Source organism: Hymenobacter siberiensis, assembly GCF_018967865.2.
GTDB classification, from domain to species: Bacteria; Bacteroidota; Bacteroidia; order Cytophagales; family Hymenobacteraceae; genus Hymenobacter; species Hymenobacter siberiensis.
Window position 1 is genome coordinate 607430 of the sequence record NZ_JAHLZY020000001.1, and the last position, 25428, is coordinate 632857.

General features: G+C 61.7%; 24 protein-coding genes. 9 read left to right on the plus strand and 15 right to left on the minus strand.

Annotated elements, in window-relative coordinates; all coding sequences use genetic code 11:
* Positions 1–58: 58 nt before the first annotated feature.
* Complete coding sequence (gene ppk1, locus KQ659_RS02530) at positions 59–2140, plus strand: polyphosphate kinase 1 (RefSeq protein ID WP_216678936.1); 2082 nt, start codon at positions 59–61, stop codon at positions 2138–2140.
* Positions 2141–2143: 3 nt separating this feature from the next.
* Here ppk1 and KQ659_RS02535 read toward each other — a convergent pair whose 3' ends face one another.
* The 6 genes from KQ659_RS02535 to KQ659_RS02560 form a co-directional block, all read right to left on the minus strand.
* Positions 2144–2785, minus strand: a complete 642-nt coding sequence (locus KQ659_RS02535; RefSeq protein WP_216685414.1) for a DUF6268 family outer membrane beta-barrel protein — start codon at positions 2783–2785, stop codon at positions 2144–2146.
* 45 nt (positions 2786–2830) lie between these two features.
* Positions 2831–3694, minus strand: a complete 864-nt coding sequence (locus KQ659_RS02540) for an IS3 family transposase (RefSeq protein WP_216690339.1) — start codon at positions 3692–3694, stop codon at positions 2831–2833.
* The gene (locus KQ659_RS02545) at positions 3691–3975 is read right to left on the minus strand and encodes a transposase (RefSeq protein ID WP_216679462.1); all 285 of its coding nucleotides are present in this window, start codon (positions 3973–3975) and stop codon (positions 3691–3693) included. Before KQ659_RS02545 ends, KQ659_RS02540 begins: the two co-directional genes overlap by 4 nt.
* A 7-nt stretch (positions 3976–3982) precedes the next feature.
* Entirely contained in the window at positions 3983–4402 is a 420-nt protein-coding gene (locus KQ659_RS02550; RefSeq protein ID WP_226929803.1) for a hypothetical protein, read from the minus strand.
* Between the two features lie 289 nt (positions 4403–4691).
* Positions 4692–6023, minus strand: coding sequence for a GTPase HflX (hflX, locus tag KQ659_RS02555; protein WP_216678933.1), 1332 nt, complete (start codon positions 6021–6023; stop codon positions 4692–4694).
* Positions 6024–6197: 174 nt separating this feature from the next.
* Positions 6198–6494, minus strand: coding sequence for a c-type cytochrome (locus KQ659_RS02560; RefSeq protein WP_216678932.1), 297 nt, complete (start codon positions 6492–6494; stop codon positions 6198–6200).
* Positions 6495–6636: 142 nt separating this feature from the next.
* On the opposite strand from KQ659_RS02560, the gene KQ659_RS02565 reads away from it, so the two are divergent.
* Together KQ659_RS02565 and rfbC are read left to right on the plus strand one after the other, a co-directional pair.
* A complete protein-coding gene (locus KQ659_RS02565) occupies positions 6637–7752 on the plus strand; it encodes a glycosyltransferase family 4 protein (RefSeq protein WP_216678931.1) in 1116 nt (371 codons plus the stop codon).
* A 109-nt stretch (positions 7753–7861) separates the two neighbouring features.
* On the plus strand, positions 7862–8407 hold the full coding sequence (gene rfbC, locus KQ659_RS02570) for a dTDP-4-dehydrorhamnose 3,5-epimerase (RefSeq protein WP_216678930.1): 546 nt from the start codon (positions 7862–7864) through the stop codon (positions 8405–8407).
* A gap of 103 nt (positions 8408–8510) precedes the next feature.
* On the opposite strand, the gene KQ659_RS02575 is transcribed toward rfbC, so the two are convergent.
* Entirely contained in the window at positions 8511–9809 is a 1299-nt protein-coding gene (locus KQ659_RS02575) for a UDP-N-acetylmuramoyl-tripeptide--D-alanyl-D-alanine ligase (protein ID WP_216685411.1), read from the minus strand.
* Positions 9810–9905: 96 nt separating this feature from the next.
* Between KQ659_RS02575 and KQ659_RS02580 the strand changes: the two genes are divergently transcribed.
* Entirely contained in the window at positions 9906–12212 is a 2307-nt protein-coding gene (locus tag KQ659_RS02580; protein ID WP_216690337.1) for a T9SS type A sorting domain-containing protein, read from the plus strand.
* Positions 12213–12332: 120 nt separating this feature from the next.
* Here the strand turns inward: KQ659_RS02580 and KQ659_RS02585 are convergent, their stop codons facing one another.
* Positions 12333–13145: an amidohydrolase gene (locus tag KQ659_RS02585; protein ID WP_216690336.1), complete on the minus strand. Its 813-nt coding sequence runs from the start codon at positions 13143–13145 to the stop codon at positions 12333–12335.
* A gap of 115 nt (positions 13146–13260) precedes the next feature.
* Here KQ659_RS02585 and KQ659_RS02590 point away from each other — a divergent pair, with 115 nt between their 5' ends.
* Both KQ659_RS02590 and KQ659_RS02595 read left to right on the plus strand, forming a co-directional pair.
* Positions 13261–14505: an AAA family ATPase gene (locus KQ659_RS02590; RefSeq protein WP_216690335.1), complete on the plus strand. Its 1245-nt coding sequence runs from the start codon at positions 13261–13263 to the stop codon at positions 14503–14505.
* A 5-nt stretch (positions 14506–14510) separates the two neighbouring features.
* Complete coding sequence (locus KQ659_RS02595; RefSeq protein ID WP_216690334.1) at positions 14511–15119, plus strand: DUF4276 family protein; 609 nt, start codon at positions 14511–14513, stop codon at positions 15117–15119.
* 27 nt (positions 15120–15146) lie between these two features.
* Here KQ659_RS02595 and KQ659_RS02600 read toward each other — a convergent pair whose 3' ends face one another.
* Entirely contained in the window at positions 15147–16478 is a 1332-nt protein-coding gene (locus KQ659_RS02600; protein WP_216690333.1) for an NAD(P)/FAD-dependent oxidoreductase, read from the minus strand.
* A 75-nt stretch (positions 16479–16553) separates the two neighbouring features.
* The gene (locus KQ659_RS02605) at positions 16554–17006 is read right to left on the minus strand and encodes an META domain-containing protein (protein WP_216678922.1); all 453 of its coding nucleotides are present in this window, start codon (positions 17004–17006) and stop codon (positions 16554–16556) included.
* 345 nt (positions 17007–17351) lie between these two features.
* Between KQ659_RS02605 and KQ659_RS02610 the strand changes: the two genes are divergently transcribed.
* Together KQ659_RS02610 and KQ659_RS02615 are read left to right on the plus strand one after the other, a co-directional pair.
* Complete coding sequence (locus KQ659_RS02610; RefSeq protein ID WP_216678921.1) at positions 17352–17798, plus strand: DUF2141 domain-containing protein; 447 nt, start codon at positions 17352–17354, stop codon at positions 17796–17798.
* Between the two features lie 230 nt (positions 17799–18028).
* Positions 18029–19873: a T9SS type A sorting domain-containing protein gene (locus KQ659_RS02615; RefSeq protein WP_216690332.1), complete on the plus strand. Its 1845-nt coding sequence runs from the start codon at positions 18029–18031 to the stop codon at positions 19871–19873.
* A 3-nt stretch (positions 19874–19876) separates the two neighbouring features.
* Here the strand turns inward: KQ659_RS02615 and KQ659_RS02620 are convergent, their stop codons facing one another.
* The 4 genes from KQ659_RS02620 to KQ659_RS02635 form a co-directional block, all read right to left on the minus strand.
* Positions 19877–20350, minus strand: a complete 474-nt coding sequence (locus KQ659_RS02620) for a YdeI/OmpD-associated family protein (protein WP_216690331.1) — start codon at positions 20348–20350, stop codon at positions 19877–19879.
* Positions 20351–20359: 9 nt separating this feature from the next.
* On the minus strand, positions 20360–21610 hold the full coding sequence (locus tag KQ659_RS02625) for a glutamate-5-semialdehyde dehydrogenase (RefSeq protein WP_216685400.1): 1251 nt from the start codon (positions 21608–21610) through the stop codon (positions 20360–20362).
* 170 nt (positions 21611–21780) lie between these two features.
* Complete coding sequence (gene proB / locus KQ659_RS02630; protein ID WP_216678917.1) at positions 21781–22872, minus strand: glutamate 5-kinase; 1092 nt, start codon at positions 22870–22872, stop codon at positions 21781–21783.
* A gap of 23 nt (positions 22873–22895) precedes the next feature.
* Positions 22896–23894: an aldo/keto reductase gene (locus tag KQ659_RS02635; RefSeq protein ID WP_216678916.1), complete on the minus strand. Its 999-nt coding sequence runs from the start codon at positions 23892–23894 to the stop codon at positions 22896–22898.
* A gap of 183 nt (positions 23895–24077) precedes the next feature.
* Between KQ659_RS02635 and KQ659_RS02640 the strand changes: the two genes are divergently transcribed.
* On the plus strand, positions 24078–24782 hold the full coding sequence (locus tag KQ659_RS02640; protein WP_216678915.1) for a DsbA family oxidoreductase: 705 nt from the start codon (positions 24078–24080) through the stop codon (positions 24780–24782).
* Positions 24783–24969: 187 nt separating this feature from the next.
* Here the strand turns inward: KQ659_RS02640 and KQ659_RS02645 are convergent, their stop codons facing one another.
* The gene (locus KQ659_RS02645) at positions 24970–25419 is read right to left on the minus strand and encodes a GNAT family N-acetyltransferase (RefSeq protein WP_216678914.1); all 450 of its coding nucleotides are present in this window, start codon (positions 25417–25419) and stop codon (positions 24970–24972) included.
* Positions 25420–25428 lie beyond the last annotated feature (9 nt).

The window sequence follows — 25428 nt, forward strand, 5'->3', positions numbered from 1 at the left end:
ATGACCGTTGTGCTTTCTTTTTCCGTTAAACGCTTGGTTCACCAACCCGCATAATCAATTGAAAACCCTTTCCCGTGACCTGAGCTGGCTGCGTTTCAACGCCCGCGTATTGCAGGAAGCCCAGTGCCCCACCGTGCCGCTGCTGGAGCGCCTCAAATTTCTGGCTATTTTCAGCAGCAACCTCGACGAGTTTTTTAAGGTGCGCGTGGCCACGTTGCGGCGGCTGACGAAGCTCAAAAAGAAAACCCGCGCCAAGCTCGGCGAAAGCCCCAAGCGGCAGCTGAAAGAAGTGCTGGCCGAAGTGGCGCGGCAGCAGCAGGAATTCGGGGCCACGTTCCGCGAGCAGCTGCTGCCCGAGCTCAACCGCCGCCGCATTCACCTGCTCACCGAGGCCACCCTCACCGACCAGCAGCGCGAGTGGACGGCCCGCTACTTTGCCGAAAACGTGCGCGACCTGCTCTCGCCCATGGTGCTCGATGACACCCTGCACCACCTCTTTCTCAAGGACCAGGCCGTTTACCTCACCTTCTTCCTCAGCCAGCCCCACGCCGCCGCTGGCAAAGCCAAAAGACGGCCCGACGATGAGCGGGTGCTGATAATGGAGCTGCCTACCAAGCGCCATGGCAGCCGCTTCGTGCGCCTGCCCGACGAAGGCGAGGAGCGCTACGTACTGTTTCTGGACGATGTGATTCGGGTGGGCGCGGCCAGTCTGTTTCCGGCCTATCAGCAGGTCGAAGTGAATGCCATTAAGCTCTCGCGCGATGCCGAGCTGGATATCGAGGAAGAGGTTTCGGGCGATTTGATGGAGAAAATCCGCAGCAGCCTGGCCAAGCGCGCCACCGGCTTCCCCGCTCGCCTGCTCTTCGACCCCGAAATGCCCCGGGAAGTGCTGCGCGCCATCAGGCAGAAAACCGGCATCACCGACGAGGAGCTGGTGGAGGGCAGCCGCTACCACAACTTCCGCGATTTCTTCGGCTTTCCCGATTTCGGCGAGGCCGATTTTCACTACCCGCCCCGGCCCGCGCTGCCGCACCCCACGCTGCCGCGCACGGGCAGTCTGCTGGCCGTCATCGGCGCGCGCGACCACCTGCTGCACCCGCCCTACCAGTCGTTCGACTACGTGACGCGCCTGCTGCGCGAAGCCGCCACCGACCCGCGCGTGGCCGTCATCAACATCACGCTCTACCGCGTGGCCAGCAAAAGCGCTGTGGTGAAAGCCCTGCTCAAAGCCGCCAAAAGCGGTAAGCAGGTGACGGTGGTAATGGAGTTGAAAGCGCGGTTTGACGAAGAGTCCAACCTCTTTTGGGCCGATAAGCTGAAGCGGGCCGGGGTGCACGTCATCTTCACCCCGCCCGAGCTCAAGGTACACAGCAAGCTCCTGGTCATCGTGCGCCGCGAGGCCGACGAAACCACGCGCCGCTACGGCTACTTCAGCACCGGCAACTTCAACGAAAGCACCAGCGAGCTCTACACCGACCACGGCCTGTTTACGGCCGATGAGCGCCTGACCGAAGAGGTTGCCGCCGTGTTTGAGTACCTGCGCGACCAAAGCGTGGTGCCCGAGCTGCAGCAGCTGCTGGTGGCTCCCTTCGGCCTGCGCCCCAGCCTGAACGCGCTCATCGACTACGAAATCAAGCAGGCCAAAAAGGGCCGTGAGGCCTATATCATCCTCAAAGTGAATGCCGTGGAGGACGAAGGTATGATTGCCAAGCTCTACGAAGCCAGCCACGCCGGCGTGCGCGTCGAGCTCATTGTGCGCGGCATTGGCCGGCTGGTGCCCGGCCAGTCCGGCTTCAGCGAAAACATCAGCCAGCGCGGCCTCGTCGACCGCTTTCTGGAGCACAGCCGGGTTTACGTCTTTGGCCACGGCGGTGAGGAAAAAGTCTACGTCTCGTCTGCCGACTGGATGACTCGTAACCTCGACCGCCGCGTGGAAGTAGCCTTCCCCATCCTCGATGAAAGCCTGCGGGCCGAAGTGCGCCAGTTGCTCGATTTTCAGCGCAACGACAACGTGAAGGCCCGCGATTTTGAGAATGACTATATCCCAGCGCTGGAAGGGGAGAAGCCTATGCACGCGCAGGAGGCCACCTACGCGTGGCTGAAGGGCCTGAAGCGCCGCCAAGCAAAGGGTGTAAGGTAAGCGCTACTTCCGGCGGCGCGCGGCCTTTTGCAGCAGCTTTTTGGGCGGCACGATGAACAGGTCCAGGCTGGCGTAGGGCGTGCCGCCGAGCTGGCTGTCGATGAGGCGGTCGCGGGTGTTGTTGGTGCGGTCGAAGGCGTTGAGCTGGTAGTTATAGCGGTAGCCGGCCTCAATGCCCGTCCAGAGGAAGAAGAGGAGCTCACGCTCGTAGCGCAGGCGGAATTTCAGGTCAATCTGGCGCAGCTCCAGCGAGGTGACTTTGGAGTTGTTGGGCGCGGCGCAGGCATTGCGCAGCTTGATATTGTAGTTATTGCTGGCCACCTCGTAGCCGGCAAACAGCAGCGCGTTGGACGACAGGTTGCGCCGCACCAGCACCCGGGCCGGAAACAGCGCCTCTACGCCCCAGCGCGGATTAAACGTGCGGTTGTACACGATGACTGGGTAGAGGCTCTGGCGGCCCAGGTTGTAGCCCAGCTGCACCCCGATGCCCCAGGCAAACGTGGAGCTGCGCTTCCAGCCGTAGATGAATTCGGAAGTGACTTTTAGGTAGTCGCTCACGCTAAGCTCGTCGGAATTGTAGTCGCCGTTGAGCTCGGTTTTGGCGCGGAACAGGTACCAGTGCACCGCGTCCACGGGCCGAATCACGGCCGTGTACTACTCCCCAAAAACTGGACAGTTTAGCGGGGCTTGTTAAGTAATATTGTTATGATTGAATGTTGTGTTGGTTTGGTAGACGTGGGCGGGCGTTTGGCCCCCGAGACTTTGATGGGGTCGGCGATGATTGTAGTAGGCAAAGTACGCGGTTAATTGCTGGTGCAGATGCTGGCCGTCATCGGCCGGGATAAGATAGATATGTTCCCATTTGACCGTGCGCCAGAGGCGTTCGATGAAGGCATTGTCGGTGGCGCGGCCGCGGCCGTCGCGGCTGATGCGGCAGCCGGCGTCCAGCAAAGCTTGTTCGTAGGCGAGGCTGGTGAACCGGCTGCCCTGGTCGGAGTTGAAGATGTAGGGAGCCGGAGCATGGCGCAACGCATCGGCCAGGGCTTGCAGGCAAAAGCCCACGTCGAGCGTGTTGGAGAGCTGCCAGCTGAGCACGTAGCGCGAGTGCCAGTCGAGCACGGCGGCCAGATAGAGAAAGCCCTTGGCCATGGGCACGTACGTGATGTCGGTACTCCATACCTCATTCGGGGCGGTGGCCGGGCGGTCCCGCAGTAGGTACGGGTAGGGTGTAACGCCTTGACCAGGAATGGACAAGCGCGGTTTGGAATAAATCGGCTCGTGGCCCATCAGGCGCACGAGGCGGCGCACGCGCTTGGCATTGACGGCGTGGCCGGCCAGGCGCAGGTGGTCGCGCAGGCCGAGCACTCCTTTGAAGTTGTGGTCGGTAAACTCCTCATCGAGCAGGCGCATGAGCTCCAGGTTGTAAGCACTTTCTCCGCAGGGCTGGTAGTAGAAGCTGCTGCGGGCCAGGCCCAGGGCTTGGCAGCGAGCGGCGACCGAGCTACCGGCCGGGTCCGAGGCCTGAACCAGGACCCGTTGTTGGGCCGTGCTCATCGGGGTAGCGTTTTTTTTAGCAGCGCGTTTTCCATTTGCAACCGACCGATGGCCGCGTAGAGGGGCTCGACGTCGGGTAAGGGCGTGCCGGCCGCAGGCGCTTCGGTGAAAACCTGGGTGGCCTGCTCACGCAGTTGCAGCTTCCAACGGGTGATTTGAGCGGTAGCCAATTGGTAGTGAGCGGCCAGCTCGGCCAATGGCTGGCGCTCGGTGAGGGCGGCTAGCGCCACCTCCGCTTTGAACTCGGCCGTATAGCGACGGCGGGTGCGTTTTGGGGTCATAATCGAGCTAAGCTAGCCCGCTTAACCTGTCCAGCTTTTGGGGAGTACTACAGCTGAACTGGAACTCCTGCCGGTCGTAGTTCAGGCCCAGAATCAGCTTGAGGTGCGGGTGGTTGAGCAGCGGCGCGTAGGCCTTGATAACGAGGTTGGCGTTTTTGCTAACGGTGGTGTTGTAGTCGCCCACCCCACCCACGGCCGTGCTGCGCAGGGTGAAGTTGCCCGGAATCCGTTCGTATTTTATAATCAGGCCCTTGCTCGGGCCCATGCCCACCACCTGCGAGTTGGCGAACGTCTGGCCGTCGGTGCGGCCCAGGCCCATCGTGTCGAGCGGCGCGGGCGGCGGGTACACGGGAATATCCTGCGCGGTGGCTCGGCCCAAACCCAGCAGTAGCAGGCCACCCAAACGAAGAAAACGCACCTGCATCATAACAGAAAAGGCCGGGCCTGATAAAGCTTGTCCTTACCCAAATCTTTTCCCGACTTCTCCGAGGTAACGCCAAGGCCCCTTTTTGCTGGCTGACTCCGCTTGAAAAGCGGCAAACCTGATAGGCAACCGCGCAAAAACGCCCTTCCAGCCACATGGCCGGAAGGGCGTTTGAGTTTTGGGTAAGGACAAGCCTGATAAAGCCCGGCCTTCGCCCCTACGATAATATTCACGTAACGTTCATGCCCGGCCGGCCCGGCAAAAATTTGTTAATGCCGCCGGACCGATTGGGCTATTCGCTGGCCCAGGTGTTGGCCTGGTAAGGGTAGCGCTGCTGGTGCAGGGCCACTACGCGCTTGCCCAGCAGCTCGCGTAACTCTTCCATATTGGTGCGGTCCTGGGCCGAAATAAATACCACCGGGTCGTGTAGCTTGGCCATGTAGGTGGCCTGCAGCTGCTCAAGCGGCGGGCGCGGGGCAGTGCCATCGTCCTCGGCATCCAGCACTTCGCCGAAGGGGTCCATCTCTACATCGTCGTGCTTGTACTGGTCTATTTTGTTGAATACCAGCAGGGTTGGTTTGTCGGCCGCACCAATGTCGACCAGCGTATCGTTCACCACCTGAATCTGCTCCTCAAAATTGGGGTGCGAGATATCCACCACGTGCAGCAGCAAATCGGCTTCGCGAATCTCGTCGAGCGTGCTCTTGAAGCTTTCAATCAGCTTAGTAGGCAGCTTGCGAATAAACCCAACCGTGTCCGAAAGCAAAAACGGCGTGTTTTCGAGCACCACTTTGCGCGTGGTCGCGTCCACGGTGGCGAAGAGCTTGTTTTCGGCAAATACATCGGCCTTGCCCAGCACGTTCATCAGCGTGCTCTTGCCCACGTTGGTGTAGCCCACCAGCGCCACCCGAATGTTGCCGCCGCGCGATTTGCGCTGGGTATGGCTCTGCTTGTCGAGGTCTTCGAGCTTCTCTTTGAGGAAGGCAATCCGGTCGCGCACAATGCGGCGGTCAGTTTCAATTTCCGTCTCGCCCGGGCCCTTCATGCCCACGCCGCCGCGCTGCTTGTCCAGGTGAGTCCAGAGGCCGGTGAGGCGGGGCAATAAGTACTGATATTGCGCCAGCTCGACCTGCGTGCGCGAGGTGGCCGACTTGGCCCGCAGCGCGAAAATATCGAGAATAAGCAGCGATCGGTCCACAATTTTCACCAGCAACTCGGCCTCCAGGTTGCGCAGCTGCGACGGCGACAGGTCATCGTCAAACACCACCATGCTGGTGCCTTCGTGCTGCACGTAGGCTTTTATTTCGGCCAGCTTGCCCTCGCCCACGTAGGTCCGGATGTCGGGCTTTTCGAGGCGCTGCACAAAGCGCTTGGTGGCGGTGGCACCGGCGGTTTCAATCAGAAATGCCAGCTCGTCAAGGTATTCGGTGGTCTGGGCTTCGGACTGCCGGCGCGGGGGCACGGAAATGAGTACAGCGGTTTCGTGCTCCTTAGCCGTTTCGTAGGTGCCGTTGTCGGTCGCTTTCAGGAGGATGCGGCCCGCCCGGCCTTTCACGCCGTCGACGGCGCCGACGTGGCGGGTGCTGTTGCCGGGCTTGCGGCCGCCGGATTGGGTATTTGCCATGGGATGGGGTTGTAATCAGTATTGGATGGGTCAGAATAAGCTAAACGCAGTTCCGGCCAAAAAGAACGTCATGCCGAGCGCAGCCGAGGCATCTCGCGTGCTGCCACTAATCAATACGATTGAATTACTTCGGCACGCGAGATGCCTCGGCTGCGCTCGGCATGACGCTCAATGTTACTTCAAAGTAAGCGAATAGGCCACAACCTGCTGCACCTGCTCGGGCATAAGGGATTTGCCGAAGGCCGGCATCTTGCCCATACCATTGGTAACGAGGTAGGTGCGGCCGAACGCGTTGAGGTTGCTCTTGGTGAGGTCATGCGCGCCATTGAGGCCGCGCTTGCCGTTGGCTCCGTGGCAGCGCACGCAGTTTTTCTGGAAGATAAGCTGGCCCGGTAGCACCGGCGGCGTGGCCGAAGCCACCTGCGGCAGCAGCGCCAGCAGAAACAGAAAGGCTGAAAGTTGAAGGTTCATGGCAGGCATAACACGCAAAGCGCCCACAAAGTACCGGCGAAAAGGTGAAATGGTGAGTGTTTGAATAAACAGGTGTGGGTAAAATCCGTAAGGTCGACCTTTGCCCCGGAACTCACCATCTCACCACTCACTACTCACCGTCTTGCGCGTCGCCATCGTCATCAATACCAGCTGGAACATTTGGAATTTCCGCGCCAGCCTCGTGCGGGCCTTGCAGGCCGCTGGCCACGAAGTGCTGGCCATTGCCCCGCCCGATGACTATTCGGCGCGCCTCGAAACCGAGCTGGGCTGCCGCTTCGTGCCCATTCTGATGGAGAACAAGGGCACCAACCCCGTGAAGGATGCCGCCCTTACGCGCCGTTTCTACCAGATTTATAAGCGTGAAAAGCCCGATGTGGTGCTGCACTACACCATCAAGCCCAATATCTACGGCAGCATTGCGGCCCGCATCGCGGGCATCCCCAGCATCAACAACGTGAGTGGGCTGGGCACGGTGTTTATCATCAAAAACTTCGTGAGCAAGGTGGCCCTGGGGCTCTACCGCTTCGCATTCCGCTTCCCGGCCAAAGTGTTTTTCCAGAACGGCGACGACCGGCAGCTATTTCTGGACAATGACCTGATAAAAAGCGAAATAACCGACCTGCTGCCCGGCTCGGGCGTTGATACCACCAAGTTCCGGCCCGCCGCCGGGTTCGTGCGCCAAACCCCGTTCGTGTTTCTGATGGTGGCGCGGGTACTCTATGAAAAGGGCGTGGTTGAATACTTTGAGGCCGCCAAAATCATTCGGCAGGCCGTGCCCAGCACCCGCATTCAGCTGCTCGGTAGCCTCGATGAGGCCGGCGGCGTGGGCGTGCCCCGTGCCACGTTTGAGGAGTGGCTGCTGAGCGGCGATATCGAATACCTGGGCCGCTCCGACGATGTGGCCGCCCACCTGCACCGCGCCGATTGCGTGGTGCTGCCCAGCTACCGCGAAGGCACCCCCAAAACCCTGCTCGAAGCGGCCGCCGTGGGCAAGCCCATCGTAACCACCGACGTGCCCGGCTGCCGCGAAACCGTGGTGGACGGCCGCAACGGCTACCTCTGTCAGGTGCGCGACGGCGAGGACCTGGCCGCCAAAATGCTGCAAGTGCTGCACCTGAGCGATGCCGACCTGCGCGGCATGGGCCAGAACAGCCGCTACCTCGCCGAAACTAAGTTTGATGAGCGGCTGGTGCTCGATAAGTACATTGCCGCAGTAGCAGCAGTGCAGCGGAAGTAAATGAGTAAGAAAGAAAAGAACGGTCATGCTGAGCGCAGCCGAAACATGACCGTTCTTTTTACGGCCTAACTATAAAACCAATATTCCCCAATCTTCTACCTTTGCCCCGATGGAAGTAAAGAAATTCCCCCTAGCCGGCCTGATTGAGTTTACCCCCCGCGTTTTCGCCGACGACCGGGGCGTGTTCTTTGAAACCTTCTGCGAGCGCCTCATGGCCGAGGCCGGAGCCGATGCCCAATGGGTGCAGGATAACCAGTCGAACTCCAAAAAAGGCGTATTGCGCGGCCTGCATTTCCAGCGCCCACCCCACGCGCAGGCCAAGCTGGTGCGCGTAGGCCAGGGCCGCGCCTTCGACGTGGCCGTGGATTTGCGCCAGGATTCGCCCACCTACGGCCAGCACCAAATGGTGGAGCTCACGGCCCACAAGGCCAACATGCTCTACATTCCGGCCGGCTTCGCCCACGGCTTCATGGCTCTCGAAGACAATACCATCTTCATCTATAAGTGCTCCGACTACTACGCCCCCGCCACCGAAGGCGGCCTGCGCTGGGACGATGCCGACCTGGGCATCAACTGGGGCACCGAAGTGCACCCGCTCGTGTCGGGCAAGGACAATGAGCTGCCGGCCTTCAAGGATTTCGTGAGCCCGTTTTAGTGGTGAGGTGTGAAATGGTGAGGTGGTGAGTTTGATGTTCGATTTGCGCATTTCGGCCAATTGAACATCAAACTCACCACCTCACCATTTCACACCTCACCAATCACAGCAGCTCCACCAGCGTTTCCAGGGCCATGCCGCGGCTGCCTTTCACCAGCACCTGCCGGCCGCACACGGGGTGGGCGCGCAGCCATTCGGCCGCCTCTGCTTTGGTGGCGAAATGCTGGGCTGAGCCGGCCCGCGCCGCCGCCCGCGCCATTTCCGGGCCGATGAGCAGCACCTGCGGCAGCGGTAGCTCCGCCAGCAGCTGGCCCAGCGCCGCGTGCTCTTTAGCACTCTCGTCGCCCAACTCGAACATGTCGCCGAGCAGCACCAGCTTGGTTTGGCCAGCCGCCACCGGGCGGGCTGCGAAGCTGCGCAGGGCCGCGCCCATGCTGCTGGGGTTGGCGTTGTAAGCATCCAGCACCAGCTCGTTGCCGGCGGGGGTGCGCAGGAGCTGCGAGCGGTTGTTTTGCGGGTTGTAGCGGGCCAGGGCGGCCGCGATTTTATTGGTCGGAACTCCGAAAAACTGGCCCACGGCGGCGGCGGCCGCTAGGTTCGGGAAGTTGTAGTCGCCGGTGAGCTGGGCCACTATTTCGGTATTGTCGCCGAGGCGCAGGGCCACGGCGGGCGCAGCCGAGAGCAGCGTGGCGGGGTAGTCGTCCATCACGCGGGGATAGGTGCGAATAACGGGCACCTGCGCCGCCAGCGACGGCAGGCGCGCATCCAGGGTGTTCACGAAGGCCGTGCCGCCGGTGCGGGTGAGGTAGTCGAACAGCTCGCCCTTGCCCAGAGCCACGCCCTCGGCCCCGCCAAATCCTTCGAGGTGGGCCTTGCCGATGTTGGTGATGAGGCCGTGGGTTGGCTCGGCCCACTCGCAGTAGGCCGCGATTTCGCCCCGGTGGTTGGCCCCCATCTCAATCACGGCAAAGTCGTGCTCGCCGGTGCGCAGGCGCAGCAGCGTGAGCGGCACGCCAATGTGGTTGTTGAGGTTGCCAATGGTGGCCAGCACTTTGAACTGTTGCGCCAGCACGGCTGTGAGTAGCTCTTTGGTGGTGGTTTTGCCGTTGGAACCCGTGATGGCTAGCACCGGGATGCGGAACTGCCGGCGGTGGTGGCGGGCCAGCTGCTGCAGGGCCACCAGCGGGTCGGGGGCGTAGGTGTAGCGGATAGGATCGGAGGCGGCCAGCAGCACGTCGTCGACCACGGCGTGGCTCGCGCCAGCGGCCAGGGCCTGCGGCGCAAATGCCGCCCCGCGAAAGCTGGGGCCGTTCAGGGCAAAGAACAGGGTGCCGGGCTGGGGCTGGCGCGAATCGGTGCTGACGAGGCCGCCGGCGGCCAAATAACGGGAATAGAGCAACATGCTGCGGAACTGGAAAATCAAACCGGGTGTAACTTGCTGCAAAGGTGGGCGTGATTTTTGTTCCGCGCACGGCACCGCTTCCCCAATTTCTTTTCCATGATTCGTTCTTACGCTTTGGTGCTGGCGCTGCTGGCTTTTGCCGGGGTTACCTGGGGCCAGTCGGGCAGCGCCGCCTTTGGGTTTGAGAGCCGGGCCACGGCCAAGGTGGTGCAGGGCACCGATACCCTGCGCAATGCCTGGGCCGGCGGCTTCAATACGCCCCAGTTCAGCACCATCGACCTGAACAACGACGGCCAGCCGGACCTGTTTGCCTTCGACCACGAAAGCAGCCGCTGCTACACGTTTCTGAGCGTGGCCGCGCCCGGCACCACCGCCGGTCGCCGCTGGGAGTATGCCCCGCAGTACGAAAGCCTGTTCCCCAGCGACCTGCGTGGCTGGGCGCTGCTGCGCGACTACGACTGCGACGGCCGCCCCGACCTGTTCACCTACATCAACGGCGGCGAAATCCGGGTGTTCCGCAATGCCCTGGTGAATGGCCGGCCCAGCTTTGCTCTGGCCACTAATCAGATTCGCTTCACCGGCAATTTCACGGGCTCGGCCAACCTCACCATCGGCGGCTACAACCTGCCCGCCATTCAGGACGTGAACGGCGACGGCAAGCTCGATATCATGACCTATGATTTCGTCAGCGCGTCGTTCATCGAGCAGTACATTAACAACAGCCCCGGCACCTGCGGCAGCGCCCTCACCTTCACCCTCACCACCGATAACTGGGGCGGCATCCAGTCCTGCGGCGGCTGTGCCGAGTTCAAGCTCAATGGCCAGCAGTGCTTCACGGCCACCCGGCCCACCCACACTGGCGGCCACAGCCTGCTGCTGGTGGACCTCGACGGCGACGGCGACCAGGACCTGCTCGACGGCCGCGACAACTGCCCCGAGCTGGCCCGCCTGCTCAACTCGGGTACCACGGCCCTGCCCGTGGTTACGCAGGTGGGCATCAGCGCCAGCTTTCCGTCGGCGGCCGCGCCGGCGCGGGTGCCAGTATTTCCGGCCGGCTATCAGTTCGATGCCAACTTCGATGGCAAGCCCGATTTGGTGGTGGCTTCCAACATGGTCAACAACGTGTCGGATTTGGTGAGTATGCGCAACAACGTGCAGCTCTTCACCAATTCGGCCGCCAGCGGTGCGCCCGTTTACACTAGCCAGCCGGCCGGCTTCCTGCAAAACGACATGATTGACGTGAGCGAAGGGGCCGCGCCCACCTTCGGCGACCTCGACGGCGACGGCCTGCCGGATATGCTCATCGGCAACCGGGCCGACCGCGTGAACAACGTGTACCGCGCCAGCCTCACCTACTACCGTAACGTGGGCACCCGCGCCCGGCCGGTATTCCAGTTCGTGAGCAGCGACTACTTGGGCCTGGCTGCCCAGGGCCTGCAAGGCCTCAAACCCGTGCTCGTCGACCTGAACCGCGACGGCGCCACCGACCTGGCCTACGCCGCCTGGGACCGGGGCACCAACATCCTCTATTACATTCTGAACACCGCCGCCGCCGGCCGGCCCGTGGCCTTTAGCGCGGCCAATGCCATCAATTTTAAGCCGCAGGGCGCAACCACCGGCACCGGCCTGCTGCCCTATACGAAGGACGACATGCCCTGCTTTACCGATGTAGACAACGATGGCTACGTCGACCTGCTCATCGGAACCAATGAGGTGCGCGAGCCGGGCATGGCCCTGCGCTACTTCCGCAACCGTGGCCGCGGCCCGCTCGATAGCACCTTCGTGCTGGTGAATAACGACTACGGCCACATCCGCACCGCGACCGGCGACCGGCCCGCCAACCTGAGCCCCACCGTGGCCGACTTCGACGGCGACGGCCGCCCCGACCTGCTCACGGCCGATGCCACCGGCTACCTGCGCCTCTATTCCGACTACCGCACGCAGTCGCCGGCCCTGTTCGCCGAGCGTACCGATTTGCAGTACAACCCCCTCACCGCGCTCTACGAGCCCACCCGCCTGGGTCTGGGCGACTACTCGCACTACGGCCTGGCCGCCGCCGATATCAATGGTGACGGCGCGCCCGAGCTATTCATCGGTATTGAGGCGGGTGGAGTGCTGAGCTACGGCACCCGTAACCGCACCGTCACGGCCACCCGCACCGAGGCCGCCCGCGCCCTGGCCCTGAGCATCTACCCCAACCCCACCACCGCCATGGTCACCGTTGAGACCGCGCTGCCCACCCGCGTCACCGTGCTCGACCTCACGGGCCGCGTGGTGCAGGCCGCCGACGCGGCCCAGCGCCGCCATACGCTCAGCCTCACGGGCCTGGCCGCCGGCGTGTACCTCGTGCGCGCCGAAGGAACCGATGGAGCCGCCGCCGTGCAGCGCCTGCTGGTGCGGTAAGGGGGAGTCGGAAAGCCCCAGCGGGGCACCAAGGCGGTTTCGGCTTCAATGTGCCGGCTGAACAAGGTAGGGGCGGGGCCTGCCCCCGCCCGTCGTTAGGTTCCGTGGCAACGATTCCGTTCAACGGTGGGCGGGGGCAGGCCCCGCCCCTACATCGTTCAACTCAAACCCGTCCCCGTCATTGAGGGCGGTGAATTTGTTGCGGAAATCATCCAGCTCGGCCCGGCTCAGGGTGTGGGTGAAGATGCCGTTCTGGTCGTGGGCTTCGACGAGATAGCTGCCTTTGGCGTCAATCAGGGCCGAATCGCCGGAGTAGGCGTGGCCTTTGCCGTCCTTGCCGGTGCGGTTCACGCCCAGGGCGCAGGCCACGTTCTCGATGGCGCGGGCGCGGAGCAGCGTGCGCCAGGCGGTGCGGCGCACGGCGGGCCAGTTGGCCACGTACAGCAGCAGGTCGTAGGGCGCGACGGGCTGGTTGCGGCTCCAGACGGGGAAGCGCAAGTCGTAGCATACCAGCGGGCAGATGCGCCAGCCGCGCCAGTCCTCCACCAGGCGCTCGTGGCCGGGGGTGTAGGTGTGCTGCTCGCCGGCCAGCGTGAAGAGGTGGCGCTTGTCGTAGCAGCTCAGGCTGCCATCGGGGCGCACCCAGAGCAGGCGGTTGTAGAAGTAGCCGTCTTCCTCGATGATGACGCTGCCGGTGATGACGGCATCGTGGTCGGCGGCGCGCTGGCGCATCCAGGCCACGGTTTCGCCCTGCATGGTTTCGGCCTGGGCGGCGGCCTCCATGCTGAAGCCGGTGGTGAACATCTCGGGCAGCACAATGAGGTCGGCGGGGACGGTTTGCCGGGCCAGAAACTGGTCGAAGGCGGTGCGGTTGGCGGCGGCATCGTGCCAGTGCAGCGCGGTCTGAATAAAGGAAACGGTGAGGTCGGACATGGGGTGGGAATGCTTTTGTGGCCCGTAAGCTACGGCGCGGCGCAGTTGCGGGCGGAGCGGCCCTCAAATTATCAACGCGCTCAACCGTGTTACTTTGCGAAAAACCATGCTCCTTATGCCCACCCGCGCCCAGGCTCCGGCCGTGCCCCGCCTCACGTATCTGCGCATCAAAAACTACCGCACCCTGCGCGACGTGGAGTTTCGCGACCTCACGCCGCTCACGGTGCTGATTGGGCCAAACGGCAGCGGCAAATCCACGGTGCTGGATGCACTGGATTTTCTGGCGGAAGCGGTTGGGGGGGATTTAAAAGATGCTTGCGATAAGCGGAACCGGTTCGCGGGAATGCGAACGCGAGGAAGTGAAGGCAGCATTTCGTTTGAAATAGTAATAAGCGGTTTCCCTTATCTAGGTCAGTTGAAATACATCTTAGAATTAGAAGAAGGTGATAAGGGAAAAATACTGGTGAAGGAATGGTTGGCAGTGAAGGATGATAGCACAGAAGAATTGCTATTGACCACTGAGCCTGCTAGAAAAGAAGGATGGACCGACTTCATTTCATCACTAAATACTGAGCAGTCTGACGATGACAAAATTGAAAAGCCAGTTAAAATTTCGATTAGCAGTTCGTCGCAAGTGATGCTGGGATATGCTTTCGCAGTGAATTCAAAATTGAGCATATATGCACATGCCGTAATTGATACGCTAAAATCCTACCGCTATATCCACCTCACCGACGACCACCTGAAAGGCTATTCCGACGCCGGCCCGCGCGAAAAGCTTTCGCCCAATGGCGACAACCTGCCCAACGTGCTCTATTACCTGCACACCAAACACCCGGAAACCCTCGCCAAAATCACGGCGCAGATGCGGAAATGGGTGCCGGGACTGTCCGACATCGTCCCGGAAATAACCTCGGATGAGCGAATCCTGCTGCGGTTCAGGGATGCCGAATTTGAGAAGCCGCTGCCGGCGCAATACATGTCGGACGGCACCATGCGGCTGGCCGCCCTGCTCACGCTGCTTTATGAGCCCGACGCGGCCGGGCTGCTGGGCCTGGAGGAGCCGGAAAACGAGCTGCACCCGCAGCTACTGGCCGGGCTGGCCGAGGAGCTGATTGACGCGGCGGAGCTGCGGCAGCTGCTGGTGGTCACGCATTCGCCGGCCCTGCTCAATGCCCTGGCCCCCGAGCAGGTATGGATACTGCATCGCGGGGCCGATGGCTACACCCAGGCCACGCGGGTGGCCGACTTGCCGGGCATCCCCGCGATGGTGGAGGAAGGTTCGCCGCTGGGCTACCTGTGGTCGCGTAATTTCTTCGACGTGGGCAACCCGCTGGACCTGCCAGCTCCGATTAAATAGCGGCCATGCAGATTGACTTTCTGGTCGAGGAAATTTCGCCCCAAGCGGCCTTGGACCAGCTGTTGCCGCGCCTGTTGCCGGGCCATTCGTATCGCGTGCGGGTATTCGAGGGCTGGCAGGATTTGTTGGGCCAGCTGAAAGCCCTGCTGCAAGGCTACCACAAGCGGATATTTCGGGAAGGGCAAACGGATTTGCGGGTAGTGGTGCTGCTGGATGGCGACGGCATCTGCGAGCGGCGCAAAGCGGCGCTGGAAGCAAAAGCACGGGAGGCGGGCTTACGCACCAAAACCACCGCCGGCCCCGGCGAGGTATTCCACGTCCTCAACCGGATAGCCGTGCAGGAGCTGGAGGCGTGGTGGCTCGGCGACCGGGAAGCCATTATGGCCGCCTACCCCGGCGTGAAGCCGCACCATTTCAAGGGCCTTGACCGCGAGCCCGACGCTCCGCTTAAACCAAATGAGGTGCTGTGGAGCGTGTTGAAGCAGGGCCGCTACTTCGCCACGGGCAAGCGCAAAACGCAATGGGCCACGGATATCGGCCGGCACGTTGACCCGGCCCGGAATACGTCCGCCAGCTTCCGGTATTTCTGCGAGGGCCTGGCGGCGTTGCGCTAACGGCCGCCGCTCACTAACCACTGACCACTACACAATCGCCTTTTCCTCCATATCCTTTTCCACCAGCGGGGCTTTGGTTTTGCCGATGATGTAGCGCAGGCCCTTATCCTGGGTCAAGTAATTCCAGGCCCAGGAGAAAAATACGGCGACGCGGTTGCGGAAGCTGACCAGCGAAATGACGTGGACGAAGCTCCAGGCCAGCCAGGCAATGAAGCCGTCGAGGTGGAATTCGCGGCCGAAGAGCTTGATGTCGGCCACGGCGTGGTTGCGGCCGATGGTGGCCATCGTGCCCTTGTCGTGGTACTCGAAGTTTTCCATGAGCTGGCCGTTGAGCTGGCGCTTGAGGTTGCGGCCCAGCCAGTCGCCCTGTTGCAGGGCGGGCTGGGCCACCATGGGGTGGCCGTCGGGGGTGGCGTCGGTTTTCATGATGGCGATGTCGCCGATGGCGAATACGTTCTCGTAGCCGTGCACGCGGCTGTAGCCGTCCACCAGGTAGCGGTTGCCGGCCAGCAGGCAGTCGGCGTTGAGGCCCGCGATGGGTGCGCCCGTCACGCCCGCCGCCCAAATCAGGGTGCGCGCAATGAGCTGCTGGCCGTTGTTCAGCGTCACGGTGTAGCCGTCGTAGGACTTCACCCGCGTATCGAGCCACACCTGCACGCCCAGCTTCTTCAGGTATTCCAGGGACTTGGCCGAGGAGTTGGCCGACATGCCTTTCAGCAGCACCGGCCCGCTCTGCACCACGTGGATGTCCATTTCCTTGAAGTCGATTTCGCGGTAGTCCTTCGGGAAAACGTGGGTGCGCAGCTCGCTGAGCGCCCCCGCAATTTCGACGCCTGTGGGGCCGCCGCCCACAATCACAAAATCCAGCATGCTGTTCAGCTGCTCGTAGTCGCCGAGCTGCAGGGCCTGCTCGAAGTTGGAGAGCACGGTATTGCGCAGCTCGATGGCATCCTCTACGCTCTTGATGGCAATGGCATTTTTAGCCATCTCGGCATCGCCGAAGTAGTTGGTGGTGGCCCCGGTGGCCAGCACCAGGAAGTCGTAGCGAACGAGGCCGATGCTGGTTTCCACCACCTGCGCCTCGGGGTCGACGCTGGTAACTTCGGCCAGCCGGAAGTAGAAATTCTCCTGGTGGTTGAGGATTTTGCGGAACGGCGACACGATGTCGCCCTCATCGAGCCCGGCCGTGGCCACCTGGTACAGCAGCGGCTGAAAGGCGTGGTAGTTCTGCTTGTCAATCAGCACCACCTGCACCGGCGCATCGGCTAGGGCCTTGGCCAGCTCCAGGCCGCCGAAGCCGCCGCCCACAATCACCACGCGTGGTTTGCCGAGGTCGTCAATTTTCGTTAGCCCTTCCATGCGGTAAAGATGCGGGCCAGACGCTGGCCCACCAATGGGCTGCTTACCGGCTTTGCGGGCCGGAGGTTGTCCGGCTTACTGCGCCGTGCGCCGAAACAGCAGGCGCGGGGCCGGCGTGGTGGCATCGTACAGCCGCAGCTCGTTGCCGCTGATTTCGTAGCGGGCCGTCAGGGCTAGGTTATCGAGGTAGCGCGTTTCCAAATCCTGCACGGGACAGGTGGCGCGGGTCGCAATCTGGGGCGTGATGTGCAGCTCCTGGCTGCCGGCTGCCAGGGCGTAGCGGCCGCTGAAATTATTGCACGGCCCCAGGCCCACGGTGCAGGTGCCCAGCGCCACAAATTCAAGGTAGGACTTACTGGTTTCGGCGTAGCTGGAAGTTGCCACCGGGGTCTTGTCAATCTGCGTTAGCTGCCAGCGGCTTTGCAGCAGCGCGGTGGGCTGCGTTGGCAGGGTGGCGTCGTCTTTTTCGCAGCTGCCCAGCGCTAAAGTCATCAGCAATGCCAGGGGGAAAAGGCGGCGGGTGGTCATCAGATTGGTAAGCAGGTGTGGCAATGCAATAGTGAAGCTGTTTAGAAAGTCCCCGAACGGTCATGCAGCGCGCAGCATCTTGCTCGCATCGTCAGGCCCGTTCAACGATGCGAGCAAGATGCTGCGCTGCGCGCTGCATGACCGTTTGAGTACCTTTTGTGACTTTCTAAACAACTCCAGTAATAGAAAAACAAATAAGTTGGGAAGTAGGGCAGCGTAGGGCGTCAGAACCTCGGTGAATGGACGATTTAGCCGGGTGAAATCAGTTGTTATCGAACTCTTTACGTAAAGTCGGGCGTTGGCATTGTATTTCCCGCCACCGCTCACCAGCTAAATTATTCGCTTATGAACGTGTTACCGCTTTGCTCATTGTTGATTGGCAGCAGCTTTCTGGGAGCCGCTGTGCCCGCCGCCTCGCGCGACGAAACCACCTCGGTTACGGTGGTTGTTTCGTCGCTGGTATCCACCACTGCTTCCGTGCGGCTGTACTTCTACAACAACCGCGAAGGCTTCCTGAAAAGCGGGAAATGGGCCTTTTCCAAATCGGTAAAGCCCCAGGGCAAGAGCGAGTTCTCCCTGCCCGTCGAGCTGCCCAGGGGCGAGTGGGCCGTGGCCATTACCCAGGACCTGAACAACAACGACAAAATCGACAAGAACTTCCTCGGCATCCCCACCGAGCCTTATGCTTTTTCCAACAACGTGCGGCCTACCATCGCCGCGCCTGGTTTCGATGAATGCAAGTTCACCGTTGACGAGCCCGGCAAGGTGGTGAGCATCGTGCTCAAGGACTGAGCCGGAAGCCGCCTGCGTGGGTATCCCAACTCAGAATAGGCCAGGCCGCCGCTGCATTTGCAGCGGCGGCTTTTTTATGTCCCAATGCAACCTCCTACCTAAAGGCGGGAGGTTACGGTAAATGAGGGTGTCAGGAAATGATTAAATAAAATCAAAATCTTGTTATATTTATTGAAAATGCTTTAGATTTGCTACATCATTTTTATGTTTTAGTTTTTCTTTTTTTCGTTATGGAAAAATTCTATGCTGCTGTATCCGGCACCAAAGGGTGCGTTGCTCGTAAGCTGGCTGTGCTGGCTGGCACCCTGTTGTTTATGACAATTGGGGCTGGTAATTCCTTGGCGCAGTGCATCAGCTGCACCATTTCCATCAACAGCACGAATGCCAATGCTGGCTTTGTGCTGGTCGGGGGCGAAACCGTCACCATTGGCAGCGGGGTAAGCTACACGGGTGGGCTGAGCGTGCGAGGTAATAATGTGACGATTATCAACAACGGCACCATCGCCGGCAATGCCGGGCTGACCGTAAACAACGGCCTTACCGGCACGCTGATACACAACCTGGGCGCGGTACCCTCGCAGAACATCGAGTTGAATTCGCCGGTCACCATCAACAATGGGAGCCGCGATGGCGGCACCACGGTGTTAGCCGGGGCCACTTGGTCGGGCTACGTGGGCAATGACTTTAAAGCGCCCATTACTGTTAATAACTATGCGTCGTGGACGGCTCAGATTCAGGACCTGCCCGGGGGCACCATCACCAACAAGCGAAACGCGACCTGGACGCCTGACCTTACCAACGCCGGCAACCTGACCGTGGTGAACGAAGGCCGCTGGAGCGGCCACCTGCAAACCAGTGGCAATGCGGCCGTCTTCACCATCACCAACACCAGCACCGGCAACTGGGCGCAGGAGTCTACCTTCAACAGCGCCGCCCCCATTACCGTGAATAACCAGGGCCAGTGGCCCGCGCAGATAAACTACAACGGTGCCCTCACCGTGAACCACACCAGCGGGACCTGGACGGCTATTCTCGCCGGCACGGGCTCGCTGGTAGTAAACAACGGTGCCACCTGGGCCAAGGGCATTATCTTCCCCACACCCGGCCCTAACGCGTTTAATAACCCGGCCGGCTCCACGGCCACCCTCGACAGCTACCTGCGGATGGACGCGACCATCACCATCACCAACGGCGGGGTGATGTTCATGACCAAGGGCATGAGCGACCTGAGCGCTAACTCGCTGCTTACCAACAGCCGCGGGGCCACGTTTCGGGTCACGGGCCAGTTCATCAGCAATGGGCGCGTAGATAACAGCGGTACCATCGCCGTGTCGGGTAATTTCACGAACGAAAACAGCGGAGTGTTTTCGGGGCCAGCAGCACCGCTGCGCGGCAGCATCACGGCCGGCGGCTACACCCGCAACTACGGCATCTTTGGCGCAACGGGCCGCCTCGATTTCTGCGACACCGATACGCAGCCCAGGCTGGGGTTTGATATGCCGTCCGGCACGGTGGGCCCCAACACCACCTTCTGCTCGCTGCGCCCACTGCCCGTGGAGCTCACCAGCTTCACGGCCGAAGTCGCGAATGGCAAAGTAGAGCTACGCTGGACTACGGCCACGGAGCGCAGCAGCGCCCGGTTTGTGGTAGAGCGCAGCGCCACCGGCGAGGCATTCAGCGTCGTGCGCGATGTAGCCGCCCAGGGCAATGCCACCACCGCCACGGCATACGCTGCTACCGATGCCGCCCCCTTGGTCGGCCTGAGCTACTATCGCCTGCGCCAGGTTGATTTGGATGGCAGCGCCGAATACTCCCAGGTCGTAACCGTGAGCCGGAAGGCCGGCAACGAGTCCATCGGCCTATACCCCAACCCCGCTACCGACCGTCTCACCCTCGACCTCACCGCCCTGGCGGCCGCCCCCTGCGAAGTGCGCCTGCTGAGCCTGACGGGCCAGCTGCTGCGGTACGAAACCCTGGTGGGCGGACAGCTTCAGGAAGTTTCGCTGGTCGGCATCCCCGCCGGGCTCTACGTGCTGAAAGTGGGCAGCACGGTGCACCGCATCGAGAAGCACTAGTGGCTAGTCGCCCCGAAACGAGTGCAGGCCGCGCGCCAGCCGCTCGGTCAGCGTCAAGGCGCGGCGGATGCGGGTTTCGGGCTGCTTGGCCCCGGCCACCAGCCGGGCCATGGCCCGGCGGTGCGAACCGCTGTAGCTGTTGACGGCGGTTTCGGCCTCGGGCCAGGCGGCGAGGGCTTCGGCCAGCTCATCGGGCAGGTCGACGTGGTCAGGGTCAATGCTGATTTCCAGCTCATCGCCCAGCCTGATGCCCACGGCGGCGCACACGTCCTTGTTCAGCATGGGGTAGCGCCCGCCGCCTTCCAGCGGCAGCAGTCCCAGCCGCAGCGCGTGCCCGCGAATGGTGACGATGACGCGCCTCGCGGCCTTGCCACTGAGGGCTGTCAGCACTTCGGCCGGCACCACAATGGTCTGGGTGGGCATGAAGCTGGGGCCGCCCGGCTCCAGCACGGCGTGGAAATAGAGGGGAGTAGGCATGACGTACTGTTACGAACTCCGGACTTGTCCGGTGCCGCGCACCAGCCATTTGTAGCTCGTCAGCTCCTCCAGGCCCATGGGGCCGCGGGCGTGCAGCTTCTGCGTACTGATGCCGATTTCGGCCCCCAGCCCAAACTGCGCGCCATCGGTGAAGGCCGTGGAAGCGTTGGCGTACACGGCGGCGGCATCTACGGCATTCAAAAACGTTTCGATGTTAGTTACATCTTCCGAGATAATGGCTTCGCTGTGTTTTGAGCCGTAGCGGGCAATGTGGTCGAGGGCTTCGGACAGGGAGACCACGGTTTTTACGGCCATTTTCAGGGCCAGAAACTCGGTGCCGAAATGCGCGTCGGTAGCTGGGGCCAGCAGCGCGGCCGGGTAGTGCCCGGCCAGCATGGCGTAGGCCGGCGCATCGGCAAAAAGCTGCACTTTGGTGGCCGCCAGCGGGGCCAGCAGCGCCGGCAAATCGGCCAGCCGGCGCTGGTGCAGCAGCAGGCAGTCGAGGGCGTTGCATACGCTCACGCGGCGGGTTTTGGCGTTGGCGATGATGGCCGCGCCGCTGGTTAAATCGCCGGTTTCATCGAAAAACGTGTGCACCACGCCCGCCCCGGTTTCGATGACCGGCACCCGCGCATTTCCCCGCACGTAGTTGATGAGCGACTGGCTGCCGCGCGGAATCAGCACATCGACGTAGTCCACGGCGGCCAGTAGGGCCGCTGTGGCGGCGCGGTCGGGCGGCAGCAGCGTGGCCACGGCTGGGTCCAGGCCGTGGCGGGCCAGCACGGGCGCGGCCACGGCCAGCAGCGCGGCGTTGGAGAAAGCGGCATCGGAACCGCCTTTCAGCAGGCAGGCGTTGCCGCTTTTCAGGCACAGCGCCAGGCTGTCGAAGGTCACGTTGGGCCGGGCCTCGTAGATGATGCCGATGACACCCAGCGGCACGCGCACTTTGCTTAGGTGCAGGCCGTTGGGTAGGTCTTTTTGGGCCAGTACTTGGCCCAGGGGCGAGGGCAGGCCGGCCACGGTGCGCAGGTCGGCCGCGATGCCGGCCAGGCGCTCCGGGGTGAGGCGCAGGCGGTCGTGGCGCGGGTCGGCTTCGGGCATCAGGGCCAAATCGCGGGCATTTTCGGCCAGCAGGAAATCGGTTTCGGCCACCATGGTACCAGCCAGGTCGCGCAGCAGGGCGTCGATGGTGGTAGCGGGCACCGTGACCAGCGTGCGGCTGGCGTGCTGGGCGGCGGCGAAGAGGGGCGTCAGGTCCACGGTGGAGAAGTTAAGAGTTAAGCGTTAAAAGTTAGTAATTAGGAGTTAACGAAGCTGTTTAGAAAGTCCCCGAACGGTGATGCAGCGCGCAGCGAAGCATCACCGTTTGAGTACCTTTTGTGACTTTCTAAACAACTCCAAAAATTGAGGATGAGCTTCAACGCTTAACGCTACCCCAGGTCGGGATTCAAAAACAGGTAATCGTAGTGCACCAGCGGGCGCTGGTGCTGCTGGCCCAGCCGCTCCAGGGCTTTTTCGGCCCCGTATTCGGCAATGCCGAGCCCCAGCAGCTGGCCGGCTTCGTCGGCCAGCTGCACAATATCGCCTTTCTGGAATTGCCCATCGATGCTGATAATGCCCACCGGCAGCAGGCTCACGGCTTTGCCGGGCGTGCTCAGGGCCGCTCGGGCCCCGGCATTCACGCGCACCACGGCCTTGGCGGCGCTTTGGGCGTGGGCCAGCCACTTCTTTTTGCCCGAGGCCGTTTTGCTGGGTCGAAACCAAGTGCTCAACGCCGTGCCGGCCAGCACGCCGGGCAGAATATCGGCCGTTTTGCCGTTGGCAATGTGCACGCTGATGCCCAACTTGGCTACTTTGTGCGCCATGTGGCACTTGGTGAGCATGCCGCCGCGCCCAAACTGCGAGCGCTGCGCTGTAATAAACTGGTCGAAGCCCGTATCAGCCGGCGCTATTTCCCTGATTAATTCCGACTCCGGCAGGCGCGGGTCGCCGGTGAAAATGCCGTCCACGTTGCTGAGGATAATGAGCGCATCGGCATCGAGCTGCGCGGCAATAAGGCTGGCCAGCTCGTCGTTGTCCGTAAACATAAGCTCCGTGACGGAAATCACATCGTTCTCATTCACAATGGGAATAACGTCCTGCTGGAGCAATTCCTGAAAGCAGTTTTTCATATTCAGGTAGTGCTGGCGGTCGCGGAAATCCTCCTTGGTTACCAGCACCTGGGCGCAGAGCAGGCCGTGCCGGGCCAGCAGCTCGGCGTAGGTGCTCAGCAGCTTCACCTGGCCCACGGCGGCCAGCAGCTGGCGGCTGCGCACGGCATCGGCCTGGGCGGGCAGGGTGATGAGGCTGCGCCCCGCCGCTACCGCCCCCGACGATACCACGATGACTTCCAGGCCCTGCGCTTTAAGCTGCACAATCTGGGCCACAAGGTGCTCCATGCGGGCGAGGTCGGGCAAGCCGTTATCTTGGGTGAGGACGTTGGAACCGATTTTGACAACGAGGCGGCGATAGGGGAGGGGCATGACGTTCTTTTATTCGCTACACACTACACCGCTGCCGTCTCCAGCGTCTTTAGCTGCTTATTGATGAAATCAATCTCCTCAAACGTCAGCTTGAAATCCATAGCGCGGGCGTTTTGTACGGCTTGCTCGGGGTTGCGGGCGCCCACCAGCGCCACCGTGATGCTGGGCTGCGCCAGCGTCCAGCGCAGCACGAGCTGGCTGAGGGTGGCGTTTTTGGTTTCGGCCAGCGGGCGGATTTTATTCAGCACGTCGTTCACGCGCTTCACGCTTTCCGGCGTGAAGAAGCGGTTGCCGTTGCGCAGGTCGCCCTCGCCGAACTCCTGGCCGGGCTTCATCTTGCCCGTCAGCAGGCCCAGCTGCAGCGGGCTGTATACCAGAATGGCCTTGTTGTTTTCGATGCAGTACGGCACCACGTCGGTTTCGATATCGCGGCGCAGCATGCTGTAGGGTACCTGGTTGGAGGCGAGGTGGAGGGTTTTTTCGGCTTCCTGCATCTGGGCTACCGAGTAGTTGCTCACGCCCCCGGCGCGCACCTTGCCCTGCTCGATGAGGCGGCTCAGGGCCTCCATCGTCTCGTCGATACTCGTGGTTGTGTCGGGCCAGTGCTGCTGGTAGAGGTCGATGTAGTCGGTGCCGAGGCGCTTGAGGCTGTCCTCGCATTCCTTGATGATGCTGTCGCGGCCGGCGAACTTGTACACGTCAACGTCCTGGCCGTTGTTGTCCTTGGTTTTCATGGCGAAGTCGCCCTTGGCCAAATCCCAGCGCATGCCGAATTTGGTGAGAATCTGCACCTTGTCGCGCGGCAGGGTTTTGATGGCTTCGCCCACAATCTGCTCGCTCAGGCCCATGCCGTATATCGGCGCGGTGTCGATGCTGGTCACGCCCAGCTCGTAGCTGGCGTGGATGGCACCCACGGCGTCGTTCTGCTCGGTACCGCCCCACATCCAGCCACCGGCCGCCCAGCTGCCAAAGGTGATGCGCGAAACGGAAACGTCGGAGGAGCCTAATTTTTGATATTCCATGAGCAATTGAAGTTTGTTGAAAGGGAAAAGGCCGCGTTGGGGCCGGGGTTGTTAACCGGGGTTTTGGGCGGAAGGTTATGTGAGGAGGAAAGGCTGCTTATTGGCTCCAGCCTTTCCTCCGAAACTTTTCGCCGCTCCCGTTTCTTGTAGTTTCTTCCATTGCCATCAGAAAAACCCTAAGATATGAAAGTTGAAATCTGGTCCGACGTCGTTTGCCCGTTCTGCTACATCGGCAAGCGCAAGTTTGAGAATGCCCTAAAAGACTTCGCGCACCGCGACGAAGTGGAAGTGGTGTGGCATAGCTTCCAGCTCACGCCCGATTTTCAGCCTATTCCCGGCGAAAGCATCCACGAGTCATTGGCTAAGAAAAAGGGTGTTTCGGTGGAGGAAGGCCGTAAAATGAACGACTATATGGCGGAGGCCGCCAAGGAAGTCGGCCTCAATTATCAGTTCGAAAAAACCATTCCGGCCAATACGTTCCTGGCCCACCAGCTCATTCATCTCGGCGCGCACCATGGCCGGCAGGATGCCACCAAGGAGCGTCTCATGGCTGCCTACTACCTCGAAGGCCAGAACATCGGCGACCTCGACAACCTGGTGAAGCTTGGCACCGAAGTGGGCCTCGATGCCACCGAAAGCCGCGCCGCCCTCACGGCCGGCACCTACGCCGAAGCCGTGCGCCTCGACGAGTACCACGCCCAGCAAATTGGCGTGCGCGGCGTGCCATTCTTCGTGTTCGAGGATAAATACGCCGTGTCAGGAGCCCAGCCCAGCGAGTTGTTCGGCGAGGTGCTGGCAAAGGTGTACGACGAGTTCAAGCCCGCCAAACCCGCCCTGACCATGGTGGCCGACGGCGACACCTGCGGCCCCGAGGGCTGCGAGATATAAGCGCGTTTTAGCACAGAAGAGAGGACGTTAAAGAACGAAGCTGTTTAGAAAGTCCCCGAACGGTCATGCAGAGCGGAGTCGAAGCGTGACCGTTTGAGTACCTTTTATGACTTTCTAAACAACTCCAACGTCATGCTTCGACTCCGCTCAGCATGACGTTCTTTTTTTTATAACCTTAAAGGTTAGCTCAACTCCGCCGCATGGGGATGTGCGGAATGCCGTCTTCCACGTACATCGGCCCGCACTGCTCGTAGCCGAACTCATTATAAAACCGCTCGAGGTGCTGCTGCGCGCCAATTTTATTGGGTTGAGGCCCGAAGAGTGCATCGGAATGCGCCAGGGCCTGCCGCATCAACTCGCGGCCCAGGCTGTAGCGCCGAAACGGCTGGGCCACGATGACGCGCCCGATGCTGGCTTCCTCGTAGCACTTGCCAGCGTCGAATAGGCGAGCGTAGGCGGCCAGCTCGCCGGCTTCGTTGTAGCCCAGCAGGTGGTGGGCATCCATGTCCTGGCGGTCAATATCCTGAAAAACACAGTTTTGCTCTACCACAAACACCTCCGAGCGCAGGCGCAGCAGGTCGTAGAGAATGAGGGAGGGTAATGATTCGAAGGGTAGGCAATGCCAGCGAATGGTCATAAGGCAACG

Bases quoted from the DNA above. Each gene is read 5' to 3' on its own strand.
- KQ659_RS02540 (WP_216690339.1), bottom strand. From the start codon at position 3,694: ATGAGCACGGCCCAACAACGGGTCCTGGTTCAGGCCTCGGACCCGGCC.
- KQ659_RS02545 (WP_216679462.1), bottom strand. From the start codon at position 3,975: ATGACCCCAAAACGCACCCGCCGTCGCTATACGGCCGAGTTCAAAGCG.
- KQ659_RS02550 (WP_226929803.1), bottom strand. From the start codon at position 4,402: ATGATGCAGGTGCGTTTTCTTCGTTTGGGTGGCCTGCTACTGCTGGGT.
- hflX (WP_216678933.1), bottom strand. From the start codon at position 6,023: ATGGCAAATACCCAATCCGGCGGCCGCAAGCCCGGCAACAGCACCCGC.
- KQ659_RS02560 (WP_216678932.1), bottom strand. From the start codon at position 6,494: ATGAACCTTCAACTTTCAGCCTTTCTGTTTCTGCTGGCGCTGCTGCCG.
- rfbC (WP_216678930.1), top strand. From the start codon at position 7,862: ATGGAAGTAAAGAAATTCCCCCTAGCCGGCCTGATTGAGTTTACCCCC.
- KQ659_RS02575 (WP_216685411.1), bottom strand. From the start codon at position 9,809: ATGTTGCTCTATTCCCGTTATTTGGCCGCCGGCGGCCTCGTCAGCACC.
- KQ659_RS02580 (WP_216690337.1), top strand. From the start codon at position 9,906: ATGATTCGTTCTTACGCTTTGGTGCTGGCGCTGCTGGCTTTTGCCGGG.
- KQ659_RS02585 (WP_216690336.1), bottom strand. From the start codon at position 13,145: ATGTCCGACCTCACCGTTTCCTTTATTCAGACCGCGCTGCACTGGCAC.
- KQ659_RS02590 (WP_216690335.1), top strand. From the start codon at position 13,261: ATGCCCACCCGCGCCCAGGCTCCGGCCGTGCCCCGCCTCACGTATCTG.
- KQ659_RS02595 (WP_216690334.1), top strand. From the start codon at position 14,511: ATGCAGATTGACTTTCTGGTCGAGGAAATTTCGCCCCAAGCGGCCTTG.
- KQ659_RS02600 (WP_216690333.1), bottom strand. From the start codon at position 16,478: ATGGAAGGGCTAACGAAAATTGACGACCTCGGCAAACCACGCGTGGTG.
- KQ659_RS02605 (WP_216678922.1), bottom strand. From the start codon at position 17,006: ATGACCACCCGCCGCCTTTTCCCCCTGGCATTGCTGATGACTTTAGCG.
- KQ659_RS02610 (WP_216678921.1), top strand. From the start codon at position 17,352: ATGAACGTGTTACCGCTTTGCTCATTGTTGATTGGCAGCAGCTTTCTG.
- KQ659_RS02615 (WP_216690332.1), top strand. From the start codon at position 18,029: ATGGAAAAATTCTATGCTGCTGTATCCGGCACCAAAGGGTGCGTTGCT.
- KQ659_RS02620 (WP_216690331.1), bottom strand. From the start codon at position 20,350: ATGCCTACTCCCCTCTATTTCCACGCCGTGCTGGAGCCGGGCGGCCCC.
- proB (WP_216678917.1), bottom strand. From the start codon at position 22,872: ATGCCCCTCCCCTATCGCCGCCTCGTTGTCAAAATCGGTTCCAACGTC.
- KQ659_RS02635 (WP_216678916.1), bottom strand. From the start codon at position 23,894: ATGGAATATCAAAAATTAGGCTCCTCCGACGTTTCCGTTTCGCGCATC.
- KQ659_RS02640 (WP_216678915.1), top strand. From the start codon at position 24,078: ATGAAAGTTGAAATCTGGTCCGACGTCGTTTGCCCGTTCTGCTACATC.
- KQ659_RS02645 (WP_216678914.1), bottom strand. From the start codon at position 25,419: ATGACCATTCGCTGGCATTGCCTACCCTTCGAATCATTACCCTCCCTC.